This window comes from Maribacter corallii, assembly GCF_047345415.1.
In the GTDB taxonomy this organism is placed as follows: Bacteria; Bacteroidota; Bacteroidia; order Flavobacteriales; family Flavobacteriaceae; genus Maribacter_C.
Map to the genome: position 1 here is coordinate 506772 of NZ_JBLFEP010000005.1, position 20726 is coordinate 527497.

Below are 20726 nucleotides of genomic sequence, written 5' to 3' on the forward strand. Positions count from 1 at the left end.
CCCCTAATATATCGAAAATTAGCTATATTGAATTTTATAAACTACGGATATTGATTGCTATGAAAGATTCGTTCGATAGAACCATAAACTATGTACGCATTGCGGTGACCGATCGTTGCAATTTGCGTTGCTTCTATTGCATGCCCGCCAACGGTATTCCGTATGAGCCTAAAGCGCATTTATTGAGCTATGAAGAAATCACAAGACTACTGCGCATTTTGGGTGGCCTGGGTTTTCGGAAAGTGCGTTTTACGGGAGGTGAGCCCTTTCTTAGAAAAGATTTCATGCAACTGCTAGAGAATACCGCCAAGCTTGAGGCATTCAAATCCATTCATATCACTTCGAACGGCACTTTATTACAAAGGCATATTCCACGATTACAGGAACTCGGTATTACTAAAATCAATCTCAGTATCGATTCGTTGGATAAAGAACGATTTCATAAAATTACACGGCGAGATGATTTCGAAAAGGTGATGGAAACTTTTCATATGTTGGTCGACCATAGCTTCAAGATCAAACTCAATGCCGTTATCATGAAGGGAATCAACACCCAAGATATCATTCCCTTAGCGGAGCTCGCGAAAGATTATCCCGTTGACGTTCGTTTTATTGAAGAAATGCCGTTCAATGGAGGGTATAAGGAAAATCTTGAAATGTATTCGGCCCGGGATATTTTTTCGGACCTAAAGACCAATTACGCCGATTTAGAGCAACTGCCCAGCGCTCATGGTGATACCGCAACCCTATATCAAGTTCCGGAATACCAAGGAAATATAGGTGTCATTGCGGCATTCTCAAGAACCTTTTGCAATACTTGCAACCGTCTCCGTATTTCATCAAAGGGCGAAATCAAAAGCTGCTTGTACGATGATGGTGTGTTCAACATACGTGATTTTATGCGATCAGGGGTTAGCGATCAGGAGCTATCCGATAAATTCAGTGAAATTATCCGCTTGAAGCCCAAAGATGGATTCGAAGCCGAAAGAGCTCGGAAGAGTCCAAAGTCAGCCATGAAGAGCATGAGCAGTATCGGTGGGTAATAAAATTATGTCTGTCGTTTCCAGCGGAGTCGAGAAATAGACATACCAAAAAGCAGTTCGACTCCGCCCAATATGACCCATGGAAGAAAATACCTTTATCCCCTACGAACAAGCGCTGTCGATACTAGATGAACACCAAGGGAATTTCCCTACGGAGAACCTAAAACTCAGTGCGTGTATTGGATGTTTTCTAGCGGAAGACTTGGTAGCCGACCGTGACTTTCCGCCCTTTGATCGGGTGACCATGGATGGCATAGCCATCGCACATAGCGCCTTTGAAAAGGGGCAACGTACGTTTGGGATAGAATCGACCGCCGCTGCCGGAAGTCCGCAGCAGACCTTAAAAGACCCTTCCCATTGCATTGAAGTGATGACCGGAGCGATTATGCCCAAGGGTGTTGACACTGTAATTCGCTATGAAGATCTGTCCATTACGGATACGAACGCCACTATTCAGCTCGATGCCCTGAGGCACAGGCAAAATGTGCATTTCAAGGGCATGGACATCTCAAAAGGTTCCATAATCGTGAACAAGGGAGAACGGCTCTCAAGTGCCGAAATCAATATCGCGGCAGCTGTCGGAAAAGCAAGTTTAGCGGTGAAACAACTGCCAAGGGTCATCATTTTTTCTACAGGGGATGAATTGGTGGCAGTGGATGAACAACCCGAATTACATCAGATTCGAAGGTCCAATGTCTACGGTATTCAAGCGACCCTCAAAGAATGGGGTATCACTGCAGACCTACATCATTTGGCCGACGATAAGATCGAAATGCTAACAGTCATCTCAAGGACCTTGACCGAGTACGACCTTTTGATCTTTACCGGGGGAGTCTCAAAAGGAAAGTTCGATTATTTACCTGATGTGCTTGAGGAACTACGGGTAAAAAAACACTTTCACAAAATTCAGCAACGCCCGGGGAAGCCCTTTTGGTTTGGAAGCACTACAGATCGAAAAAAGATTTTTGCCCTGCCCGGCAATCCGGTGTCATCATTTGTTTGTGTCTATATGTACCTGCGGTTTTGGTTGCAGAGATCATTAGGTCTAAACCCGGAGATCCTATACGTCAAACTGAAAAATGACGTGGAATTCAAACCTGATTTAGTGTATTTCCTAGAAGCCACTCTTGAATGTCGAACTGATGGTTCATTGGTAGCCGAAGCGATCAGGGGCAACGGTTCAGGCGATTTTGCCAATCTGGTCAAAACCGATGGTTTTTTGATACTACCGCAAAATAAAAGCCAATTTTTTGCGAATGAGGTGTATCCTTTTGTATCTTATAGAGCAAAATGGTAATACCGTGCTATGGAAACCGTAAAGACAGGATGCTGTGCTACCAAGATTGGAGCTCCTAAGAAATTGGATGCAGCAAATGGCTCCATGTCCTTTTTTTCTACCCTGTTATTAATTCTCATCCCCAAGTGTCCGCTCTGTATGACCGCTTATATGAGTGCGATGGTACTGTTTTTCGATATCGAATATGCCACCCTAGTACCGGTCTTATTACATACCAAACCCATTATGGGTCTCATCATCATCTTCATGATTCTCTTGAATCGAAAAGATAAAAGAACCTGGGTGGCACTGAGCATTGCGATCGTCGCCTTGACTTGCTTACTATTAAAAACATATTTTGCCACTGCCCTGAGCATTCCAGACTGGCTGATTTATATCTCCTTTATCTTCGCAATATGGTACAACGGCAACTTCAAGTATTTTTATCGGTTTCTTCGCGTTCGCATGGTCCGCAAGGGCGAAGCTGCATAATTACCTTGATGTAATACCCTTTAGGCTTTCCAATTTGGCGATAACGCCCCAATTAAACTTTTGACGATTGTCCGCAGAAAGCATAAAACACAGGGTATTCTGGCCTTTTTTCAAGTTGAGCGATACCTCTTCGTCATCCACAAAAACCCTTCCTTCCATACCTTTTGTGCTGGGCGGTTGAAAATCCATACCCTTATCAAAGAGCACCTCGGAATTAAGGAAGATAGCGAGATGATCGGCATAGTCGAAATTCAATCGCACCTGTCTGTCCGCATCCGATTCAAGGGTATGTCTTAAAACTAAGGTTTTTGTCATGTCATCATAAAAGCGACTGATATTTACAAGCGCATCGTCATCAGCTTCTATCGATTTGAATTTGCCGTTTACTAGAACCGAATCTAGTTGTGCTACAAAATTGATGGTGTCTTTGGTGAACATTTCCGATAGTTGCCATTGGGTCAAGTAATTTTTCGATAATGCTACGCTGGATACTGTGGTTCCCGTATCTTTCGCTTCCTCAAGTTCAGCAATTTGGACTTTTCGAAAGTAGACTTCGCCAAAATCGCTAATCAAACTAATACCGCCGCTAGCCGTATTGCGCTTTAAATTCGTGACAATGAAGGATGGGGTTTCCATATCCTCCACATATACCGACATTTCGTCTTCCACTACTTCGAGTTTGATATGGATCCAAGTCCGAAAATCGGAAAACTCAATTCGTTCGTTCACTTTGTCAAAAAGCAATGCGGTGCTGTCTTGGGGGTCGAAAATATAACCAGATGACTCCTCACCACGGATTACCTCGGCCTCACTCGAAAGGGAAATTGCCTGCTCCGTGAATTGATCAAGAAGCTTTTGGTTCAGCTTCCCATCTATCAATTCGTCTGCTATACGCGCTGGAAAGGCCCCAACGGTTTGAAAGGGAAAGGTGGCCTTTCCCTCATATTGTGGATAATTATATAGCTGCCAAGGCAAACTGCCCTTGTAGATTGGAATGTATTGCAGTGCATCTTTTTTAGTACTGGAAGGAACTCTCAGGTAGAGGTATTCATAGTTTTTCTTATCCTGAATTCTAAAACCAAGGCCCGGATAGGCCCCGTTGCAATAGAATTCCATTTCAAAATTCTTGAAATCACCGGATTTTAAATAGGCAATTTGGCTTGCTTTCAATGCAATACCCGATTTTCCCTTGAACTGCTTAATAGTTATCTCCGCCTCGGTTCCATCTGCATTTTCAACTGTCCAATGTTCCGAAGTAAAGGGAAATTCATGACCGATATCGATTCTCTTTTCAGTTTCCTTACAGGAGAATTGCGCGATACAAAGGGCCAAAATCAGAAATCTTAGAAAGATTGCGTACATCTTTATACTGTCTTTAGAAATAGATTCCATTAGTTTTAAGGAGCGAACTTCAACCCGTTGGTATCGGCCATACGCGCAATGATTCCCCATCCAAAAAAGTAGTTGGAGACACCGATCAGAATCTCATTCTCTCCTTTTTGCAGTGGAAGGCGGAAAGCGGTGTTATCAATAGTACATCTTCCCCTTGGTTCCTTCATTCCTGGTGAACCGTAGTAGTTTTTGTCGGTGAGTAGCGGTTGTCCGTTGATGAACACCCATACTTCATCACTGAATCCTAAATCCACGTTCTTTTCTTGATCGGTTTCTGAAGTAATGGTGGTCTTCAGCCAAGTCAATTTGCGTTCGCCCTGTTCGACACCCCCAAACTGACGGGTGAGATTGACCAGTCCCCTGCGCCCAGCTTTGATCGGTTTCCAAACAGCGGTACTATCGAATAAATCGGAGGCAATAGCCACCCCAGGACTTCTCGGTATGCCGCGCATCATATCCTTACCGAACGGAAAGTCTAACGGGTCGGTCACGGACCAATTTCTGAGGTATCTTGAATCACTATAGGTTGCATCATACCCCTCATCAGAGGGCAAGCCTTCGGTCACGTTCGGGCGGACAACGAAATTCGCATAGACCACGTTACCGGAAAGTGTAATAGCCCCTGATTGGGTAATCCCCTCCAATGCTGGAATATGTAACGCTGCGCGTTCATTATCGTTCACATAAATTTTCATCTGCTTTCCGTTAACGACCAATTTGACATGATTCCATCTTCCTTCGTAAATGGGCGCGGCTGCCTGATATTCGTCAGTGAGATCCCAGAGGTTCACACCATCCAACACGGCAGCATATTGTAAAGTTGTTCGTCTTAAGTCATCAGGAGTGCCAAAATATCGGATGTAGAATTTCTCCGAATTCAAGGTATCCTTATCGACCCGAAAATCGATGCCGGGAAACCCCATTCCCTTTAATTCCACATCAAATTCGATCGTACCATTGGTGAATTCAAAATCCTTAAGCATAATACCAAATCCGTTGTCATTGGTACTGCGTACGGCCTGAACCGATTTGTAATTAAAAAATTCCACATTGTCCGTAACCGCGTCCCAATGCTTTTCAGTCATTGGAAATTGGATTTCCTTGTTCTTCTTGCCTTTGTTCTTTTGTCCATAGGTTATACTCCCCATCAATAAGATGGTGAACCATAGCATTCCTGTTTTTACCGTGTTATTCATTTTACTACTGTTTGTTTTTTGATTTACAATTGATTTTCGTTAAAATTAATAAGGCACAAAACGATTCGGATTGAATGAATCTGTTCAATCTTGTTTAATTTTGTTCAAAAGCCTCCACCTCAAAGACACGCTTTATTTTTATGGACAAATCGACCTTATATATGAAAGACCCTTTGGTAGCGATTATCGAAACCAAACTCGGCTGGGGAAAAGGAACTACCTGGAGCAACAAGGATTTTGAAGTGTTAAGCGAGCGTATTTTCGAGTATACCAACAAAAGACTAAGCGTAACAACCCTAAAGCGTATCTGGGGGAGGGCGGAATTGGTTGCCAACCCTAGTATTGCCACACTCGATATTCTCTCTGAATTCGCCGGCTACGATAATTGGAGGACTTTCGTAACTGCGCATAAAGCGGAATACACACCGCCGAAAATGGTTGGCAGTACAAAACGGAACAAAATCGGTGTCCTGATAGTATCACTACTGGTTGTGGGGGCACTTTTCATGTTCTTTCGAAAATCCATTTTCAACGCGCAAAATACGCCAGCTGTTTACGATTCGAGTGATTTTGAATTTGCCAGTCGCCCAGTCAGTGAGGGGATTCCGAATTCCGTAGTATTCGAGTATCAAGCGAAAGCCGCGCAAAATGGTTCCAAATTGGAAATACAACAAGACTGGGACCGCAACAAGCGCCTGATCGTCGACAAGAATGACAGTGTCGCTACCAGTATATACTACCATCCCGGGTTTTTTAAATCAAAATTGGTGGTAGATGATTCAATTGTTCGGGAGAACGATGTGTTTATCACCACAAATGATTGGTTGGGAATGATAGAACGAGATTCGGTACCCATTTACCTAGAGGAAGAAGAATTTTATCGCGACAGCCTCTTGCAAATCGATTATGAAACGGTCACTTCCTATAATTTGGAGCCCAAAACAGCAACTGTGGTGGTAAGTTTTTATCAAGTTCGAGATTTCGGGCCTTTATACACCAATGATTTCGAAATGCTAGCTACCGTAAAGAACAATTTTGACCTCGGCAGTAGTGCTTGTCAAAACGTACGGATATTCATTTTGTACGACGGCGGTGCCATTGGTATTCCCTTATCCAAAAAAGGATGCGCTTCTGAACTGACCTTGATGACCTTTGAAGACTTTATCAATGGGAAGAAAAACGACCTTTCCGATTTTGGGGTCGACTTCGCCGATTACGTAAATCTAAAATGTATTTCAAAAGACCAAAAACTTGATGTTCTGATCAATGACAACTTGGTCTATCAAATGGAGGTGCCAAGCCCAGCATTAAAAATCAAAGGCATCACCATACATTTTGAAGGAGCCGGTTCCGTAAAGGAAGTGGAATTTAAAAAGGGGGAAGAAGTGGTATACAGCACCGGTTTCTGAGAACTGAAAGCGGTTTAAAACTGAAGTTGCAGTCCGTTTACGAGCAATACGCGTATGCCCACCGTCAAAACAAGAATGGCGGTTACGACTTTAATACCCTTGCCCGTCAGCTTACTTAAACTTAAGCGAATACCTATCTGACCACCGATACCCACAGCGACCATAAGACCAACTGCTTCAATCCAAGGTAATTCAAAAGTGCCATTTGTCAACAAGCCCCCAATACCCGATACGGAGTTCACTAGGATAAAAAAACTAGCGAGGGCCGCAATCTTTATGGACTTGTCCCATTTCATATGATTGAGAATCGGCGCCAAAAAAATGCCCCCACCGATACCTACCAATCCCGACAACAGACCAATTCCCGCACCCAACAAATAGGTAACATAAGCAGGGTAATGCGCACTCACCTCCTCAGACTTTTTGAGCCTGACGGTCTGAAAGATCAACGCCAAAGCGGAGATGATCAGGGCACTCCCTAGAAGGATAAAAAACACCTCTTCAGAAAGTCGAAATCGGGCTCCTAAAAAAGCCATGGGAATACTCGTCAGAATGAACGGCAGAAATTTTTTAAAATCGAGATGTCCTTTTTTAAAGTACAAGTAGCTACTACCAGAAACCACGATGAGATTACAGACCAAAGCGGTGCTTCTAATAGCAAAGAAACTGACGAAGACCAGAGCAAGGAGTGCCAAATAACTGGATCCACCCCCGAAACCTACTGAAGAATACAAGGTTGCTATGACCAAAAAGCCCAGCATTAACATTAAAAGTTCGGGAACGGTCAAGAGCATGCAGCCAAGTACTGGTTTAGTCCTCCTAAAATACTAAAAAGGGAACTTTCCGGATGCTTTTCACGAAGTTGTCGTAAAGCCATCTCGCTGCGCTTACCGGATTGGCATAAGAGATATACCGGGTAGGAAAAATCAATGCTGCCCTCATTTGCAACCAAGTCATTAAGAGGAATATGGATCGAATTGGGCAAGTGGTAGTTTTCATATTCTTCATCCGTACGGACGTCCACAATCTGTGCCTCCTCCGCCAACAACTTTTGAATAGCATCCGCTTCGACGGTCGGAATGATTTCACAAGGGTCATTCCACTCATAATAATCTTGAAGCCTTTGTATCTGAAGACTCTCGGGTTGCAGCTTGAATTTTATTTTTCGAAAGGATTGTTGCAGACCATCAAAAATCAGGAGTTTTCCCGAAAGCACCTCCCCTATTCCGGTAATCACCTTGATGGTTTCCAGGGCTTGTAGGTTTCCAATAATCCCAGGAATAATTCCCAATACGCCATGCTCGTTGCAATTCGGAACTTCATTTTCTTTGGGCATCCGTGGGAAGAGGCAACGATACGTGGGTCCGCCAGCATGATTAAAGACGCTAACCTGCCCTTCGTATCCATGTAAAGCCCCATAGACAAAAGGTTTTTGGAGCATAACACATGCATCGTTGACCAAATAACGGGTCGGAAAGTTATCCGAGGCATCTACGACGATGTCGTACGCCTGAATAATTTCCAAAGCGTTCTTAACCTCCAGAAAGGTATGGTATACGACCAGCTCGGTATCTGAGTTTTGCCCTTTGAGCTTCTCCAACGCGGCAACTACTTTAGATTGGCCGACATCACCTTGCCCATAGAGTACTTGCCGATGTAAATTGGTAATGGAAACAGTATCGTTATCTACAATTCCGATTTTACCGACGCCCATGGCATTCAGATAGGTCAATACAGGAACGCCAAGTCCCCCTGCTCCGATTACAAGCACTTTGGCATCGGCCAGTTTTTGTTGCCCTTCAGATCCAAAACCTTTTAGAATGGTCTGTCGAGTGTAGCGGTTTGGGTTCATTAGTCTAAGATAGTGAAAAGGCCGGAATGCGCTTTTTCAGAGCGCCTTCCATTTTACTCTAGAACGATTATTCTACGGAAAGTTTGTCAAGGGCTTCTTTGTATTCCGCTTCCGAATTGGCGTTCAACAAAACGTTTGCGTTTTTGGGGAACACCAATTTTGTATCATGGTTGATCAGGAATTTTCTAGGGCAGGTACCCACCCCGCTTTCCAAATAAACCAAAGAATCCTGAAAAGCGTGTGGTTCCCATATGGCGCACAATGGTTCAGGTAACGGGTTTTCCCTTAGTGCAAAAGCCGTAGCTTGCTTATTGTGGTCTCGTTCGGAAATCAATTCCCGCAGAGCCTCTACATCCATCAAGGGTAGGTCACAGGCCAAGACCAACCAGGCGGCTTCGGGATGTTTCTTATGTGCGGAAAGCAGCCCGTTATACGGCCCACGATACTCGTCTAAATCCACAATGGTCTGATATTCCGATGGTATCTCCGCTTCCTGTTCCGTTCGAATGCTCATAAAGGTCTCTTCACATACCTGTGTCAACAGTTGATACAAATGCTCACGCTGCGGCACTCCATGGTATTCGATCAATCCCTTATCCATGCCCATTCGGGTGCTCTTTCCACCAGATAGGACAAGTCCATATAATTTAGCGTTTGAAGTCATGCTGCCCTCCCGTTTTTTGTTCCAATTGAATTTCGGAAATTTTGATGTCGTGTGACAGTGCTTTACACATATCATAAATAGTCAGGGCACTCACGGAGACGCCGGTCAGAGCTTCCATTTCTACTCCTGTTTGTTCCTTACATTTCACAAGGCACCTGATCTGCAGGGTATTATCTTCAGGGGTGATATCGATCTGTATCTTGGAAAGCCCGAGCTGATGGCAAAGGGGAATCAACTCAGCTGTCTTCTTCACCGCTTGAATACCTGCAATGACCGCTGTTTGAATGATACTACCCTTATGGCCCAAAAAGTCTTGCGCAGCCAAAGTTTCAAAAACAGCTTTAGGGAACACCACTTTCCCCGAGGCAATCGCCGTCCTTGCACTTACCTTCTTTTCCGAAACATCGACCATCGAAGCCTTACCGGATTCGTCTATATGTGAAAGTTGCTTTGTCATATTGATGTATTGCAGTTGTCGGGGTTATTGACTGGCTTAGCTAGCTCATCAAACTTGGCCGTTATGTGTCACTTCAAGGGTGTGCGGAAACCCAAACCGCTTTATTCTCGAATACCTCTTTCTTCCAAATTGGTACGGTTTCCTTTAAGGTATCTATCAGATAACGGCATGCTTCAAAACAAGCATCACGGTGGGCCGATGAAGCCCCAACCACTACCACGGGTTCCTCCACTTTTTTGAGTCCGACGGCATGGCGGATGATAACCTTGTTCAATTTCCATTTTTCAAGCGCATCCGAAGCGATTTTATCCATCTCCTTAAGCGCCATTTTCTCATACGTTTCAAACTCTAGGGAGACGACAGCCTCACCTTGGGTAAACTCTCGTACCGTACCTACAAAAACACAAATACCTCCACTTTGTGCATCGGACAAGTCCGTGAACACTTGGGAAGTATCTATCGTCTGTACTATTTCTATTATCTTTCTATCCACCGCTCACAGGAGGAATAATGGCTATTTCATCATTCCTGTTTAAAGGTACATCATCTTGGGCATATTCACTATTCACGGCCACCGCAAAAGAAGAAAGCTTCCCGAATTCGGGAAACTTTCTTACCATAAATTCTTTTAACTCTTGCACTGAATGGAATGCGTCGTCGTCAGACGAAATCCTTATTTCCGATTGTCCAACGATATCCTTGGCAATTCCGAAAAGTAATATTTCCATAGGCAATTATCCCAGAATCGGTTTTGAATTCATATTATTCGCAAAGGGCTGTTTATATAGGCGATTGCCAGTTGCCTTCTTAATGGCAATGGCTACTGCTGCACCGGCCGGAGGCAATGTCGGTTCACCCAGACCCGTAGGACTCAAAGTGTTTTTAACGAAATGCGTCTCTACCACTGGTGTTTCATTCATTCGAATCAAACGGTATTTGTCATAGTTGTTACTGGTAGGCATACCATTTTCAAATGCAAAGTCGCCATACATCGAATGTCCTACGCCATCTATGGCTCCGCCTTCAATTTGGTTTTTGGCCCCTAAGGGGTTAATGACAATACCACAATCCACAGCTACCGTAATTTTCTTGACCACAGGCTGATCTCCTTCCATCACTACATCGGCAACCTCAGCGACATGGGTGTTATGGCAATAGTAGGCGCATACTCCCTGAAAGACCCCCTCTTTGGGCTCTCTATACATCGACTTTTCAACAGCCAACTTCAGCACATCTTGCAGACGTTCCGCAGAATATTGGATTCGGTCGTCAGTTGTGCCTTTTACTTTCTCAAGTAAATCCAAGCGCATTTGTACCGGATCTTTTTCCGTTATTTCGGCAAGCTCATCTAAAAAGGCCTGTTCCGCGTAGGAAAGGAAGTTGGTATAGGGAGCACGCCACGCCCCGGTCGTAATATTACTGTTATAGTTGGCCACATCTACCTGATAGTTTTCAATGGCACCGGCAGGAAAGAAATTCGGAATCAATCCATACATATTGCCATTTATCGCGGCCTCTTTTAGGCGATATCCGGTAATCTCCCCGTCTTTGATCGAGGCGGCAATACGATACTTGATCGCTGGGCGATACACTCCGGTCATCATATCGTCTTCCCTGGTGGAGAACATCTTGACGGGTTTACCGATCTTATCCGAGATTTCCGCAGCCTCATAGACAAAATCCCCATATAATCTTCTTCCGAAACCACCCCCCATTCGAGTCATTTCCAAGCGGATGTCTTTCTCATCCCTATTCAACATTTCGGCCACCGTAACTGCCGCATCAGCGGGAGTTTGTACTGGGCCGACCAATAGAATCTTGGAGTCTTGCACATCGGCGAAGAAGTTCATCGGTTCCATCGTATTGTGCGGAAGAAAGGGAGACTCATAGGTGCGTTCCACCACTTTATCGGCCTGTCGAAACGCTTTTTTTACATCTCCATCCTTACGCAGGCTCTTAAACTCATTGCCATCGAGCAAATCGGTCAAAATCTTATCATGGGCTTGTGTATTCTCTAAGGGGGTAGCGTCTGACCATACCGCTTTCAAGGCTTTTTTTCCTTTAATGGCGGCCCACGAATTTTCAGCAATGACCGCCACTTTATCCGTTGACGCCAATTTTGCCGTCCAATTGAGCTCCGTTTCCTCTTTGGTCAATAAGGCTTTAGCTTTCTCACCGAACATAATGACATCGATTACACCTGGAATAGCTTTGGCCGCGGTATCGTCATAGGACTCCAGTACTTGTCCGAAAGCGGGTGGTCGTAGCACGGAGGCATAGACCATGCCTTCGGTCTTATAATCAAGTCCGAACAGGGGTTTTCCGGTAATGATCTCGTCAATATCCACATTGCCCACATCCGTACCGATTATCGTATACTCACTGGGGTCTTTCAGTTTTATGGCTGCCGTGACGGCTTCGGATTTTTCATCCTTGAATTCGGGATTCTCGGATTTGCCTTCCTCCACCTCACCTTCCGATTCGGGAATCTGCAAAAGTGCAGCTTCCTTGACTACGTCTCCATAACCCAAAGTTTCACCTTTGGCATTGGTTATGACTCCTTGTTTGGCGGAACATTCAGAGGGGTCTACACCCCATCTTGCTGCAGCGGCGTTGACCAATAATTGTCGGGCCGTCGCTCCGGTTTGGCGTAGGGCATCCCATCCAAATCGGATGGATTGGCTACCTCCTGCAACCTGGCGGGTATAGTTTTGCGTATCTAATATTCCTTGAACCACATTGACATTCTCCCAAGGCACATCAAGCTCCTCGGCGATGATCATCGGCATGGATGTTTTAACGCCTTGTCCTATCTCCGGATTGGGTGAGAATATGGTTACCATACCTTCATCGGAAATCTTGATGAACGCATTAAAGTCATTGTAATTGAGTTTGGCAATATCGACCGGCATTTTCACAGTATCCTTACAGGCAGTGAAAAAATTAAAACCGATCAGCATTCCTCCACTAGCGAGCGAAGAAGTTCTTAAAAAAGACCTTCTGCTAAATTTCGTTGGTACTACAGTTGACATGATTTTCGATTTTTAGGTTAGGCCATTTTTTTCTCAGCAGCTTTTGCAACTGCGGTCTCTATTCGATTGTACGAAGCACAACGGCAAATATTACCGTGCATAGCATTACGAATTTCTTCTTGCGACGGATTCGGATTCTTTTCCAGAAAAGCCGAGGCGGTCATGATCTGACCCGCTTGACAGTAACCACATTGTGGTACGTCGATTTCTTTCCACGCTTCTTGAACGGGGTGTGAACCGTCTTCCGACAATCCTTCAATAGTAGTGATCTCTTTGCCGTCTAATTGTGAAATTTGTAGTTGGCAACTTCGGGTAGCGTTTCCGTCAATATGAACGGTACAAGCACCGCATTGTCCTATTCCGCAACCGAACTTGGTTCCTACCATGTCCAATTGATCACGAAGAGCCCAGAGTAAGGGCGTGTCTTCCGCAGCCTCAATAGATTGAGAACTGCCATTAATTTTTAGGGTGTACGTTGGCATCTTCTTTATGTGTTGAATTTGTAAATTCTATGCATTCCATTCCCAGTAATCGGCAAATGACCTTAAGGAAGGGAGGGTCAATTAAAAAAGCCCTTGCGTTACGCAAGAGCTTCTAATTTACTGAAAAATAAGCACTCTATATTTTGAGGTACTTTTTTTAACCTTTTTTTAAGTTAAAGGTTTGGTCGTTCACCTAGTTCATGATTTTTGCCCCTTCAGGTTTGCTGAAAAAATCGGTTGATGGTGACACTTCATCAAAAGACACGTTGTCAAAAACAAGGGGGTCGCGCGCATCCTTGATGGTTCTCCCCTCATACTCATACCAAGTCAGCGATTTTGGTACGAGCAGCCCATCGACCGTCATCCGATCATTATAGCGGATCCACCTTACGTTATCCGATTTTTCACCGCTCTTGAAGGTGACGGTATATCCTAACCAAACCATTTGAAAAGTATCCGGGTCATAGTGCAGAAAATACTCATCCTTTGCCGAAAGGCCCACTCCGTCTTCATAAGCGATTCGAATACCCGGGTACCTCTTGCCTTCGAATTCCAATGGTTCCGCGTCCTTATAAAAAATCCCCTCATCGGCGAATACGAAAGGCATGGCATAAAAGTAGAACATTAGGTTATGGTAAAAGACCGGATCGCCTTTGTACATTCCCTCGGCATCTAAGAGCCAAATATCGTCACCCTGAGATCCCATCGAAATACCGGGCATCTCAATTTTTTCGTCTCTGGAATACAGTGCTATGGTATGTTTTTCCGTTTGATCCCCCTTGAGAATATCAAAGCTGAGCAACTGCTTGCTTTTCCAGGTATCAATTCCACCATGGGCGTCAAAAACCTTTTTGAGGGCTTCAGGATAAGGTGATATCTCTTCCTTGACAACCTCCTTGGTTGCTGTTTTTTCGGTTTTTGTCGATTCGGGAGCCTCTTTACAAGACATTCCCAAAATGATGAATAGGGTTACCCATACTGATTTCATGTGCGTTGTTTTAGATTTTCGACTTGGTCGGAACTGAAGCAATTAAATTACTTTTGCATTCATGGATGAAATTAAACAAATAAGCAGTCTTCAAAATCCGTGGGTCAAAAAAACCCTGTTGCTCAAGGAAAAATCGAGGGAACGGCGAAAAGAAGGCCTTTTTGTTTTGGAAGGAAGACGTGAATTGCAACTGGCCCTTGAAGGTGGCTTTGAACTACAAGCCCTGTTTTTTCACGAGGACATCATTTCAGAGGAGGAAGTATATCGGTTTTTGGAGGGAGCAAAAACAGCACCGACCGTGATTTCCATAACTAAGGAAGTATATCAAAAAATAGCGTATCGCGAGACTACCGAAGGTGTTTTGGCCATTGCTAAATCAAAGGAACAAAACCTGGATGCCCTAAGCTTTAAATCGGACACTCCACTGGTTTTAGTGGCCGAGGCCCCTGAAAAACCTGGAAATATAGGCGCTTTGCTGCGAACGGCGGATGCAGCAAATCTTGATGCCGTCATCATAGCAAATCCGAGAGGGGACCTATATAATCCGAATGTTATCAGGTCAAGCGTCGGTTGCATCTTTACCAATCAAATCGCGACCGGAACCACAGCTGAAGTCATTACATTTTTGAAAGGCAAAAACATCGATTTGTACAGTGCCGCACTGTCGGCGTCAACACCCTACACAAAAATGGATTTCACGGATGCATCCGCCATCATAGTGGGCACGGAGGCCGCTGGACTTACAGATGAATGGCTACGGCATTCAAAAGCGAACATTGTTATCCCCATGCGAGGAGAAATCGATTCGATGAATGTGTCTGTCTCTGCGGCAATCATTATATTTGAAGCCCTTCGACAAAGGGGGTTGTAACCAGCACCGACCGGTTTTGAAACGCCGAAATTGATTTGAAGCGAACTTATGATAAACAACCAATAGCGCACGTTAGTTCCGACCACTCGAAAAAAGAGTCACACCAAACCAGTAATATAGACATCTTGAATACCTTATCATACGTCATCATCGCAATTCTCGTGTTCCAGTTTTTAGTGGAAACGTTATTAGATTTCCTAAATGCCAAAAAGTACGGCGACCCGATACCGCAAGCGTTAGAAGATGTATTTGATCCAGATGAATACCGTAAATCACAAGAATATCAAAAGACCAATTACCGCTTCGGACTGCTCAGCTCGTCCTTTTCCATAACGGTCACTCTGGCCTTTATACTATTTGGAGGATTTGAATGGGCAGATCAACTTGCCAGAAATATCAGCAGCAATACCATTGCAATCACCCTGGTTTTCTTTGGCATCATCACTATCGGAAGTGATATTCTTTCTACACCTTTTGCCTACTATCAAACCTTTGTTATCGAAGCCCGGTTCGGCTTCAACAAATCGACCCATAGCTTGTTTATAACGGATAAACTCAAAGGATGGATTATGATGGCTATTCTCGGAGGAGGAGTGATTACCTTGGCCATGTGGTTCTATCAATGGGCGGGCCCGAATTTCTGGTTGTACGTATGGGCACTGGTTACTGGCATTATCGTATTTATGAACCTATTTTATAGTAGATTGATCGTTCCACTGTTCAACAAACAGACTCCTTTGGAAGAGGGAAGTCTCAAAAGCAAGATCGAAGATTATGCGAATAAGGTCGGTTTTGAACTGCAACACATTTTTGTCATCGATGGCTCAAAAAGATCAACGAAGGCCAATGCCTATTTTTCAGGATTCGGAAAGGAAAAGAGGGTCACCCTCTATGATACATTGATCAAAGATCTTAGCGAGGAAGAAATCGTCGCCGTACTTGCCCATGAAGTAGGCCACTACAAACGCAAGCATATTATTTTCAATTTAACGGCCTCTATTCTAGTACTGGGTTTCACTCTTTTTATTCTATCGCTGTTTATCAACAATCCTGAGGTTTCCAGAGCCATAGGAGTTTCACAACCCAGCTTTCATGCGGCCCTTGTTGGTTTTGGACTTTTGTACAGTCCCATTTCGGAATTGACCTCTTTGGTCATGAACGCTCTTTCTCGAAAGTTTGAATATCAGGCCGATGATTATGCCAAGAACACTTTTGCAGCGGCCCCGTTGATCACTTCCCTTAAAAAGCTCTCTAAAAATAGCTTGAGTAATTTGACTCCCCATCCTGCTTACGTTTTCATGCACTATTCGCATCCTCCGCTCATTCAGCGAATAAAGAACCTCATGGCCTAGTTTTTGTTGTGTAGTCAGTTCGTTTGTGGTATTTTTAATATACAATGACCGAGATTGCGATAGAAAAAGAAAACAAAGAGATTGCCAAGCAATACAAAGAATTGCTGCGTATCAGTTATCAGACCTTATCGGATGATGACAAAAAACTGATACGCGCGGCCTTTGAAGTAGCTGTTGACGCACACAAAGATCAGCGACGCAAATCAGGGGAGGCGTATATATTTCACCCTATAGCCGTAGCGAAAATAGTGGCGTCTGAAATTGGCCTTGATGGCGTTTCGATCGCATCTGCCCTTCTTCATGATGTGGTGGAGGATTCTGAATATACCCTTGACGATATCGAGCGTATGTTCGGCGAGACCGTTGCCCGTATTGTTGACGGACTCACCAAGATCGCGCATCTGAAAAAAGATATGAACATCTCTCAGCAAGCTGAGAATTTCAGAAAAATGCTATTGACCTTGAACGATGATGTTCGGGTAATCATCATCAAGATTGCCGATCGCTATCACAATATGCTCACAATGGATTCCATGCCCGAGCACAAACAGGTACGCATCGCATCGGAAACACTCTATATCTATGCCCCTTTAGCCCATAGAATAGGGCTTTACAATATCAAGACCGAGCTTGAAGATCTAAGTTTAAAATACACGGAGCCCGAGGTCTATCAAGACATCAAGAACAAAATAGAAGACTCAAAGGAGCAGCAGCAGGCATATATAGATGCCTTCTCCGATGTCATCGACACCTCATTGAAAAAAGAAGGACTGAACTATGTGATCAAGGGGAGGATGAAGTCCATTTTCTCGATGCGCCGCAAGATGAAGGCACAGAGTGTTAGCTTTGATGAGATCTATGACAAGTTCGCCATTCGCATTATCTATAAATCGGACGCGCAAAACGAGAAATTTCTAGCTTGGAAAATATACTCCATCGTCACCGACCACTTTACCCCTAACCCCGTACGTCTCCGCGATTGGATTTCCTCTCCCAAATCCACAGGATATGAAGCCCTGCATATTACCGTTATGGGGCCTAAGGGCCGATGGGTGGAAGTACAGATCAGGAGTGAACGTATGCATGAAATCGCCGAGAAGGGATATGCTGCACATTTTAAATACAAGCACGGAGATCAGAAAGAGCAAGGTATTGAAGTCTGGTTGAATAAGCTGCAGGAAGCCCTAGAAAATTCAACGAATAATGCGGTGGACTTTGTCGAGGAATTCAAGCTCAACCTTTATTCCAAGGAAATCTTTGTATTTACCCCAAAAGGTGAGTTGAAATCATTGCCCAAAGGGGCCACTCCGCTCGACTTTGCGTTCAACATCCATACCGAAGTAGGTATGCGCACCCGAGGAGCCAAGGTCAATGGCAAATTGGTGCCCTTGAACACCACCCTGCACAGTGGAGATCAGGTTGAAATCATCACATCAGATCAGGCCAAACCCAATCAAAACTGGCTCGATTATGCCACCACGGCTAGAGCAAGGGCAAAGATCAAATCGTCTTTACGGGAAGAAAAGAAAGAAGTCGCCTTGGATGGAAAGGAAATTCTGCGTAGAAAGCTAAAATCGCAGAAAATCACCCTGAACGAGGACACGGTGAACAAAATGGTCATTTTCTTCAAGTTGAAAACAAGCTTGGATCTTTTCTATCGGGTGGGAATCGGGTCTATAGATAATCAAATGATCAAGGATTTCGCCTCTTCGTACAGCAACGCCTTTATCAGCTTCTTCAAGAACAAAATCCGAAGGAATCCAGTGCCTGAGGATGTGGACAGGGATGAGATTACCTCGAAGTATGATATGCTTGTCTTCGGTAAGGAAGAAGAGAAACTCGAATATACTCTTTCAAAATGCTGTAAGCCCATACCTGGTGACGAGGTTTTTGGCTTCATCAGTGTTTCAGAAGGAATAAAGGTGCACAAAAAAAACTGCCCGAATGCGATTCAACTGCAATCGAACTATGGATACCGCATTATAGCGGCAAAATGGATCGACTCCACACAAGAAGAATTTCAATCCGAAATCAGATTGGCAGGTATTGATAATCTGGGCTTGATCAGCGAAATCACGGATGTTATTTCGGGCAATATGCACGTGAATATGCGCAATCTCAATTTCAATACCGATGGGGGTACCTTCACCGGAAATATCACAGTTGTGGTAAAAAATAATTCCATCCTCAAAAAATTGATCACAAGACTAAAGCAGATCAATGGTATTGATAGTGTGACCCGGATTTAAGAACACTTATTTTCAATAGATCACAGCGTAAATGAAATGTTCATTCCCTGTTGATAAAACACCCTTCGTGTAAAAAAAAATTAGATGTACCTTTGTAAGTTGTGAGTTGAAAACTGCGTTTATGGCCGCCACTAAAGATCAGGAAATCGTTAAAAATGTCTTTACCTCCTTTTTGGAAGACAACGGGCACCGAAAAACCCCTGAGCGATATGCCATTCTTCAAGAGATCTATGACAGCGATGACCACTTTGATATCGAGTCGTTGTACATTAATATGAAGAACAAGAACTATCGCGTCAGTAGGGCAACGCTATACAACACTATTGAGCTTTTATTGGATTGTAAGTTGGTTCGCAAACACCAATTCGGGAAAAACCAAGCGCAATATGAAAAGTCGTATTTCGATCGGCAACATGACCACGTCATCTTAACCGATACCGGTGAGGTTATGGAATTTTGCGATCCACGTATTCAATCGATAAAGAAGACCATTGAAGAAGTTTTCGATATCCAAATCAATAATCACTCACTCTACTTTTACGGAACAAAAAAAGAATCGGTCGGAGTGACCGATAAACAAAGAACACAAACCACTAACCAATCATATTAATGGCAGTAGATTTATTGTTAGGTCTTCAATGGGGCGACGAAGGAAAAGGGAAAATTGTTGATGTACTAACCAAAAATTATGACATCATTGCCCGTTTTCAAGGCGGTCCCAATGCAGGACACACACTAGAATTCGATGGTATCAAACACGTATTGCATACCATACCTTCGGGAATTTTCCATAAAAACGCCACGAATATCGTCGGTAACGGAGTGGTCATCGACCCAGTGATTTTCAAAAAGGAACTTGATGCCCTAAAAAAGTTTAATCTCGATATCAAATCCATTTTGCTAATATCGCGAAAGGCCCATCTTATTTTACCTACCCATCGGCTATTGGATGCGGCTTCAGAAGCTTCAAAAGGCAAGGCTAAAATAGGCTCTACCTTAAAGGGAATTGGCCCCACCTACATGGATAAAACCGGTAGAAACGGTATGCGGATCGGGGATTTGGAACTAGATAATTGGAAAGAAAAGTATAGGGCCCTTGCCAATAAGCACGAGGCCATGATCGACTTCTACAATGTGGATATCCAGTACGATCTCAAAGAGCTTGAAGAACAATTCTGTAACGCTGTGGAAGAGTTGAAACAACTGACTTTCATTGATAGCGAGGAATATTTATACCAAGCCCAAAAACAAGGCAAAAAGATATTGGCCGAAGGTGCCCAAGGGTCCCTTTTAGATATTGATTTTGGCACCTACCCCTATGTGACCTCGTCCAATACCACAGCGGCAGGCGCTTGTACAGGATTGGGCGTAGCGCCCAATCAAATAGGTGATGTCAAGGGTATTTTCAAGGCCTATGCTACCCGAGTGGGCAGCGGCCCCTTTCCAACTGAACTGTTCGATGAAGTGGGGGAAACCATGGGTCGCGTTGGAAATGAATTCGGGGCCACGACCGGTAGACCCAGAAGATGTGGATGGTTAGATCTGGTTGCTCTGAAATATGCCGTACGGGTGAATGGCGTGACCGAATTGATGATGATGAAAGGTGATGTACTCAGCGGATTCAAAACACTTAAAGTCGCTACCGCTTATACATATAAAGGCAAAGAGATTATGCATCTTCCCTACAACATCGAAGCGGAAAACGTATCCCCGGTCTATAAGGAAATGGACGGCTGGGCCGAAGACCTCACTCAAATGACCAAGGTAGAAGAGTTTCCAAAAGCCTTGAATAATTATATCGATTTTCTAGAAAAGGAACTCGAAGTACCCATTAAAATCGTTTCGGTAGGGCCAGACAGAACCCAGACCATACACCGATAAACAAAGCCACTTTCGAGTGGCTTTGCTGTGAATGACCATTCTTAAATCTATGCCAACTGCTAAAGGGCTGCCACAAAATATCCTATTTTT

Annotated in this window: 20 protein-coding genes; 9 read left to right on the forward strand and 11 right to left on the reverse strand. The window is 44.0% G+C overall.

The genetic code is table 11. From position 1 onward, the window contains the following. The first annotated feature begins 59 nt into the window (after window positions 1-59). The 3 genes from moaA (at window position 60) to ACKWCA_RS19635 (ending at window position 2811) form a co-directional block, all read left to right on the forward strand. The gene (moaA, locus tag ACKWCA_RS19625) at window positions 60-1043 is read left to right on the forward strand and encodes a GTP 3',8-cyclase MoaA (RefSeq protein WP_413979936.1); all 984 of its coding nucleotides are present in this window, start codon (window positions 60-62) and stop codon (window positions 1041-1043) included. A 79-nt stretch (window positions 1044-1122) separates the two neighbouring features. After that, a complete protein-coding gene (locus tag ACKWCA_RS19630) occupies window positions 1123-2340 on the forward strand; it encodes a molybdopterin molybdotransferase MoeA (protein ID WP_413979937.1) in 1218 nt (405 codons plus the stop codon). Window positions 2341-2349: 9 nt separating this feature from the next. Next, window positions 2350-2811: a hypothetical protein gene (locus ACKWCA_RS19635; RefSeq protein ID WP_413979938.1), complete on the forward strand. Its 462-nt coding sequence runs from the start codon at window positions 2350-2352 to the stop codon at window positions 2809-2811. On the opposite strand, the gene ACKWCA_RS19640 is transcribed toward ACKWCA_RS19635, so the two are convergent. Then, window positions 2812-4173, reverse strand: a complete 1362-nt coding sequence (locus ACKWCA_RS19640; protein WP_413979939.1) for a hypothetical protein — start codon at window positions 4171-4173, stop codon at window positions 2812-2814. Window positions 4174-4208: 35 nt separating this feature from the next. Beyond that, entirely contained in the window at window positions 4209-5399 is a 1191-nt protein-coding gene (locus tag ACKWCA_RS19645; RefSeq protein WP_413979940.1) for a family 16 glycoside hydrolase, read from the reverse strand. Between the two features lie 161 nt (window positions 5400-5560). Here ACKWCA_RS19645 and ACKWCA_RS19650 point away from each other — a divergent pair, with 161 nt between their 5' ends. Further along, entirely contained in the window at window positions 5561-6808 is a 1248-nt protein-coding gene (locus ACKWCA_RS19650) for a hypothetical protein (protein WP_413979941.1), read from the forward strand. Between the two features lie 14 nt (window positions 6809-6822). Here the strand turns inward: ACKWCA_RS19650 and ACKWCA_RS19655 are convergent, their stop codons facing one another. From ACKWCA_RS19655 to ACKWCA_RS19695, 9 genes are all read right to left on the reverse strand, one after another. Beyond that, window positions 6823-7602 carry a sulfite exporter TauE/SafE family protein gene (locus tag ACKWCA_RS19655; RefSeq protein ID WP_413979942.1) on the reverse strand — a complete coding sequence of 260 codons (780 nt, stop codon included), beginning with the start codon at window positions 7600-7602 and terminating at the stop codon, window positions 6823-6825. After that, window positions 7593-8660, reverse strand: coding sequence for a ThiF family adenylyltransferase (locus ACKWCA_RS19660; RefSeq protein ID WP_413979943.1), 1068 nt, complete (start codon window positions 8658-8660; stop codon window positions 7593-7595). The genes ACKWCA_RS19655 and ACKWCA_RS19660 overlap by 10 nt, the downstream gene beginning before the upstream one ends. Window positions 8661-8727: 67 nt before the next feature. Beyond that, window positions 8728-9324, reverse strand: a complete 597-nt coding sequence (gene mobA / locus ACKWCA_RS19665; RefSeq protein ID WP_413979944.1) for a molybdenum cofactor guanylyltransferase — start codon at window positions 9322-9324, stop codon at window positions 8728-8730. Next, on the reverse strand, window positions 9308-9781 hold the full coding sequence (moaC, locus tag ACKWCA_RS19670) for a cyclic pyranopterin monophosphate synthase MoaC (RefSeq protein WP_413979945.1): 474 nt from the start codon (window positions 9779-9781) through the stop codon (window positions 9308-9310). The genes mobA and moaC overlap by 17 nt, the downstream gene beginning before the upstream one ends. Window positions 9782-9854: 73 nt before the next feature. Then, window positions 9855-10274 carry a molybdenum cofactor biosynthesis protein MoaE gene (locus ACKWCA_RS19675; RefSeq protein ID WP_413979946.1) on the reverse strand — a complete coding sequence of 140 codons (420 nt, stop codon included), beginning with the start codon at window positions 10272-10274 and terminating at the stop codon, window positions 9855-9857. Then, the gene (locus tag ACKWCA_RS19680) at window positions 10267-10509 is read right to left on the reverse strand and encodes a MoaD/ThiS family protein (RefSeq protein ID WP_413979947.1); all 243 of its coding nucleotides are present in this window, start codon (window positions 10507-10509) and stop codon (window positions 10267-10269) included. The genes ACKWCA_RS19675 and ACKWCA_RS19680 overlap by 8 nt, the downstream gene beginning before the upstream one ends. A gap of 6 nt (window positions 10510-10515) precedes the next feature. Further along, the gene (locus ACKWCA_RS19685; RefSeq protein WP_413979948.1) at window positions 10516-12813 is read right to left on the reverse strand and encodes a xanthine dehydrogenase family protein molybdopterin-binding subunit; all 2298 of its coding nucleotides are present in this window, start codon (window positions 12811-12813) and stop codon (window positions 10516-10518) included. Window positions 12814-12830: 17 nt separating this feature from the next. After that, complete coding sequence (locus tag ACKWCA_RS19690; protein WP_413979949.1) at window positions 12831-13295, reverse strand: (2Fe-2S)-binding protein; 465 nt, start codon at window positions 13293-13295, stop codon at window positions 12831-12833. Window positions 13296-13488: 193 nt separating this feature from the next. After that, window positions 13489-14283: a hypothetical protein gene (locus ACKWCA_RS19695; protein WP_413979950.1), complete on the reverse strand. Its 795-nt coding sequence runs from the start codon at window positions 14281-14283 to the stop codon at window positions 13489-13491. A 61-nt stretch (window positions 14284-14344) separates the two neighbouring features. Between ACKWCA_RS19695 and ACKWCA_RS19700 the strand changes: the two genes are divergently transcribed. The 5 genes from ACKWCA_RS19700 to ACKWCA_RS19720 all read left to right on the forward strand — a co-directional run bounded on the left by ACKWCA_RS19700 (window position 14345) and on the right by ACKWCA_RS19720 (window position 20636). Continuing rightward, window positions 14345-15154, forward strand: coding sequence for a TrmH family RNA methyltransferase (locus ACKWCA_RS19700; protein ID WP_413979951.1), 810 nt, complete (start codon window positions 14345-14347; stop codon window positions 15152-15154). A gap of 125 nt (window positions 15155-15279) precedes the next feature. After that, the gene (locus tag ACKWCA_RS19705) at window positions 15280-16506 is read left to right on the forward strand and encodes a M48 family metallopeptidase (RefSeq protein WP_413979997.1); all 1227 of its coding nucleotides are present in this window, start codon (window positions 15280-15282) and stop codon (window positions 16504-16506) included. 44 nt (window positions 16507-16550) lie between these two features. Next, window positions 16551-18755, forward strand: coding sequence for a RelA/SpoT family protein (locus ACKWCA_RS19710; RefSeq protein WP_413979952.1), 2205 nt, complete (start codon window positions 16551-16553; stop codon window positions 18753-18755). A gap of 121 nt (window positions 18756-18876) precedes the next feature. Beyond that, the gene (locus tag ACKWCA_RS19715; protein ID WP_413979953.1) at window positions 18877-19365 is read left to right on the forward strand and encodes a Fur family transcriptional regulator; all 489 of its coding nucleotides are present in this window, start codon (window positions 18877-18879) and stop codon (window positions 19363-19365) included. After that, complete coding sequence (locus ACKWCA_RS19720) at window positions 19365-20636, forward strand: adenylosuccinate synthase (RefSeq protein ID WP_413979954.1); 1272 nt, start codon at window positions 19365-19367, stop codon at window positions 20634-20636. The genes ACKWCA_RS19715 and ACKWCA_RS19720 overlap by 1 nt, the downstream gene beginning before the upstream one ends. Window positions 20637-20726: the final 90 nt, after the last annotated feature.

Coding starts and splice junctions, on each gene's coding strand:
- moaA (WP_413979936.1), top strand. CDS start 60: ATGAAAGATTCGTTCGATAGAACCATAAACTATGTACGCATTGCGGTG.
- ACKWCA_RS19630 (WP_413979937.1), top strand. CDS start 1,123: ATGGAAGAAAATACCTTTATCCCCTACGAACAAGCGCTGTCGATACTA.
- ACKWCA_RS19635 (WP_413979938.1), top strand. CDS start 2,350: ATGGAAACCGTAAAGACAGGATGCTGTGCTACCAAGATTGGAGCTCCT.
- ACKWCA_RS19640 (WP_413979939.1), bottom strand. CDS start 4,173: ATGTACGCAATCTTTCTAAGATTTCTGATTTTGGCCCTTTGTATCGCG.
- ACKWCA_RS19645 (WP_413979940.1), bottom strand. CDS start 5,399: ATGAATAACACGGTAAAAACAGGAATGCTATGGTTCACCATCTTATTG.
- ACKWCA_RS19650 (WP_413979941.1), top strand. CDS start 5,561: ATGAAAGACCCTTTGGTAGCGATTATCGAAACCAAACTCGGCTGGGGA.
- ACKWCA_RS19655 (WP_413979942.1), bottom strand. CDS start 7,602: ATGCTCTTGACCGTTCCCGAACTTTTAATGTTAATGCTGGGCTTTTTG.
- ACKWCA_RS19660 (WP_413979943.1), bottom strand. CDS start 8,660: ATGAACCCAAACCGCTACACTCGACAGACCATTCTAAAAGGTTTTGGA.
- mobA (WP_413979944.1), bottom strand. CDS start 9,324: ATGACTTCAAACGCTAAATTATATGGACTTGTCCTATCTGGTGGAAAG.
- moaC (WP_413979945.1), bottom strand. CDS start 9,781: ATGACAAAGCAACTTTCACATATAGACGAATCCGGTAAGGCTTCGATG.
- ACKWCA_RS19680 (WP_413979947.1), bottom strand. CDS start 10,509: ATGGAAATATTACTTTTCGGAATTGCCAAGGATATCGTTGGACAATCG.
- ACKWCA_RS19685 (WP_413979948.1), bottom strand. CDS start 12,813: ATGTCAACTGTAGTACCAACGAAATTTAGCAGAAGGTCTTTTTTAAGA.
- ACKWCA_RS19690 (WP_413979949.1), bottom strand. CDS start 13,295: ATGCCAACGTACACCCTAAAAATTAATGGCAGTTCTCAATCTATTGAG.
- ACKWCA_RS19695 (WP_413979950.1), bottom strand. CDS start 14,283: ATGAAATCAGTATGGGTAACCCTATTCATCATTTTGGGAATGTCTTGT.
- ACKWCA_RS19700 (WP_413979951.1), top strand. CDS start 14,345: ATGGATGAAATTAAACAAATAAGCAGTCTTCAAAATCCGTGGGTCAAA.
- ACKWCA_RS19710 (WP_413979952.1), top strand. CDS start 16,551: ATGACCGAGATTGCGATAGAAAAAGAAAACAAAGAGATTGCCAAGCAA.
- ACKWCA_RS19715 (WP_413979953.1), top strand. CDS start 18,877: ATGGCCGCCACTAAAGATCAGGAAATCGTTAAAAATGTCTTTACCTCC.
- ACKWCA_RS19720 (WP_413979954.1), top strand. CDS start 19,365: ATGGCAGTAGATTTATTGTTAGGTCTTCAATGGGGCGACGAAGGAAAA.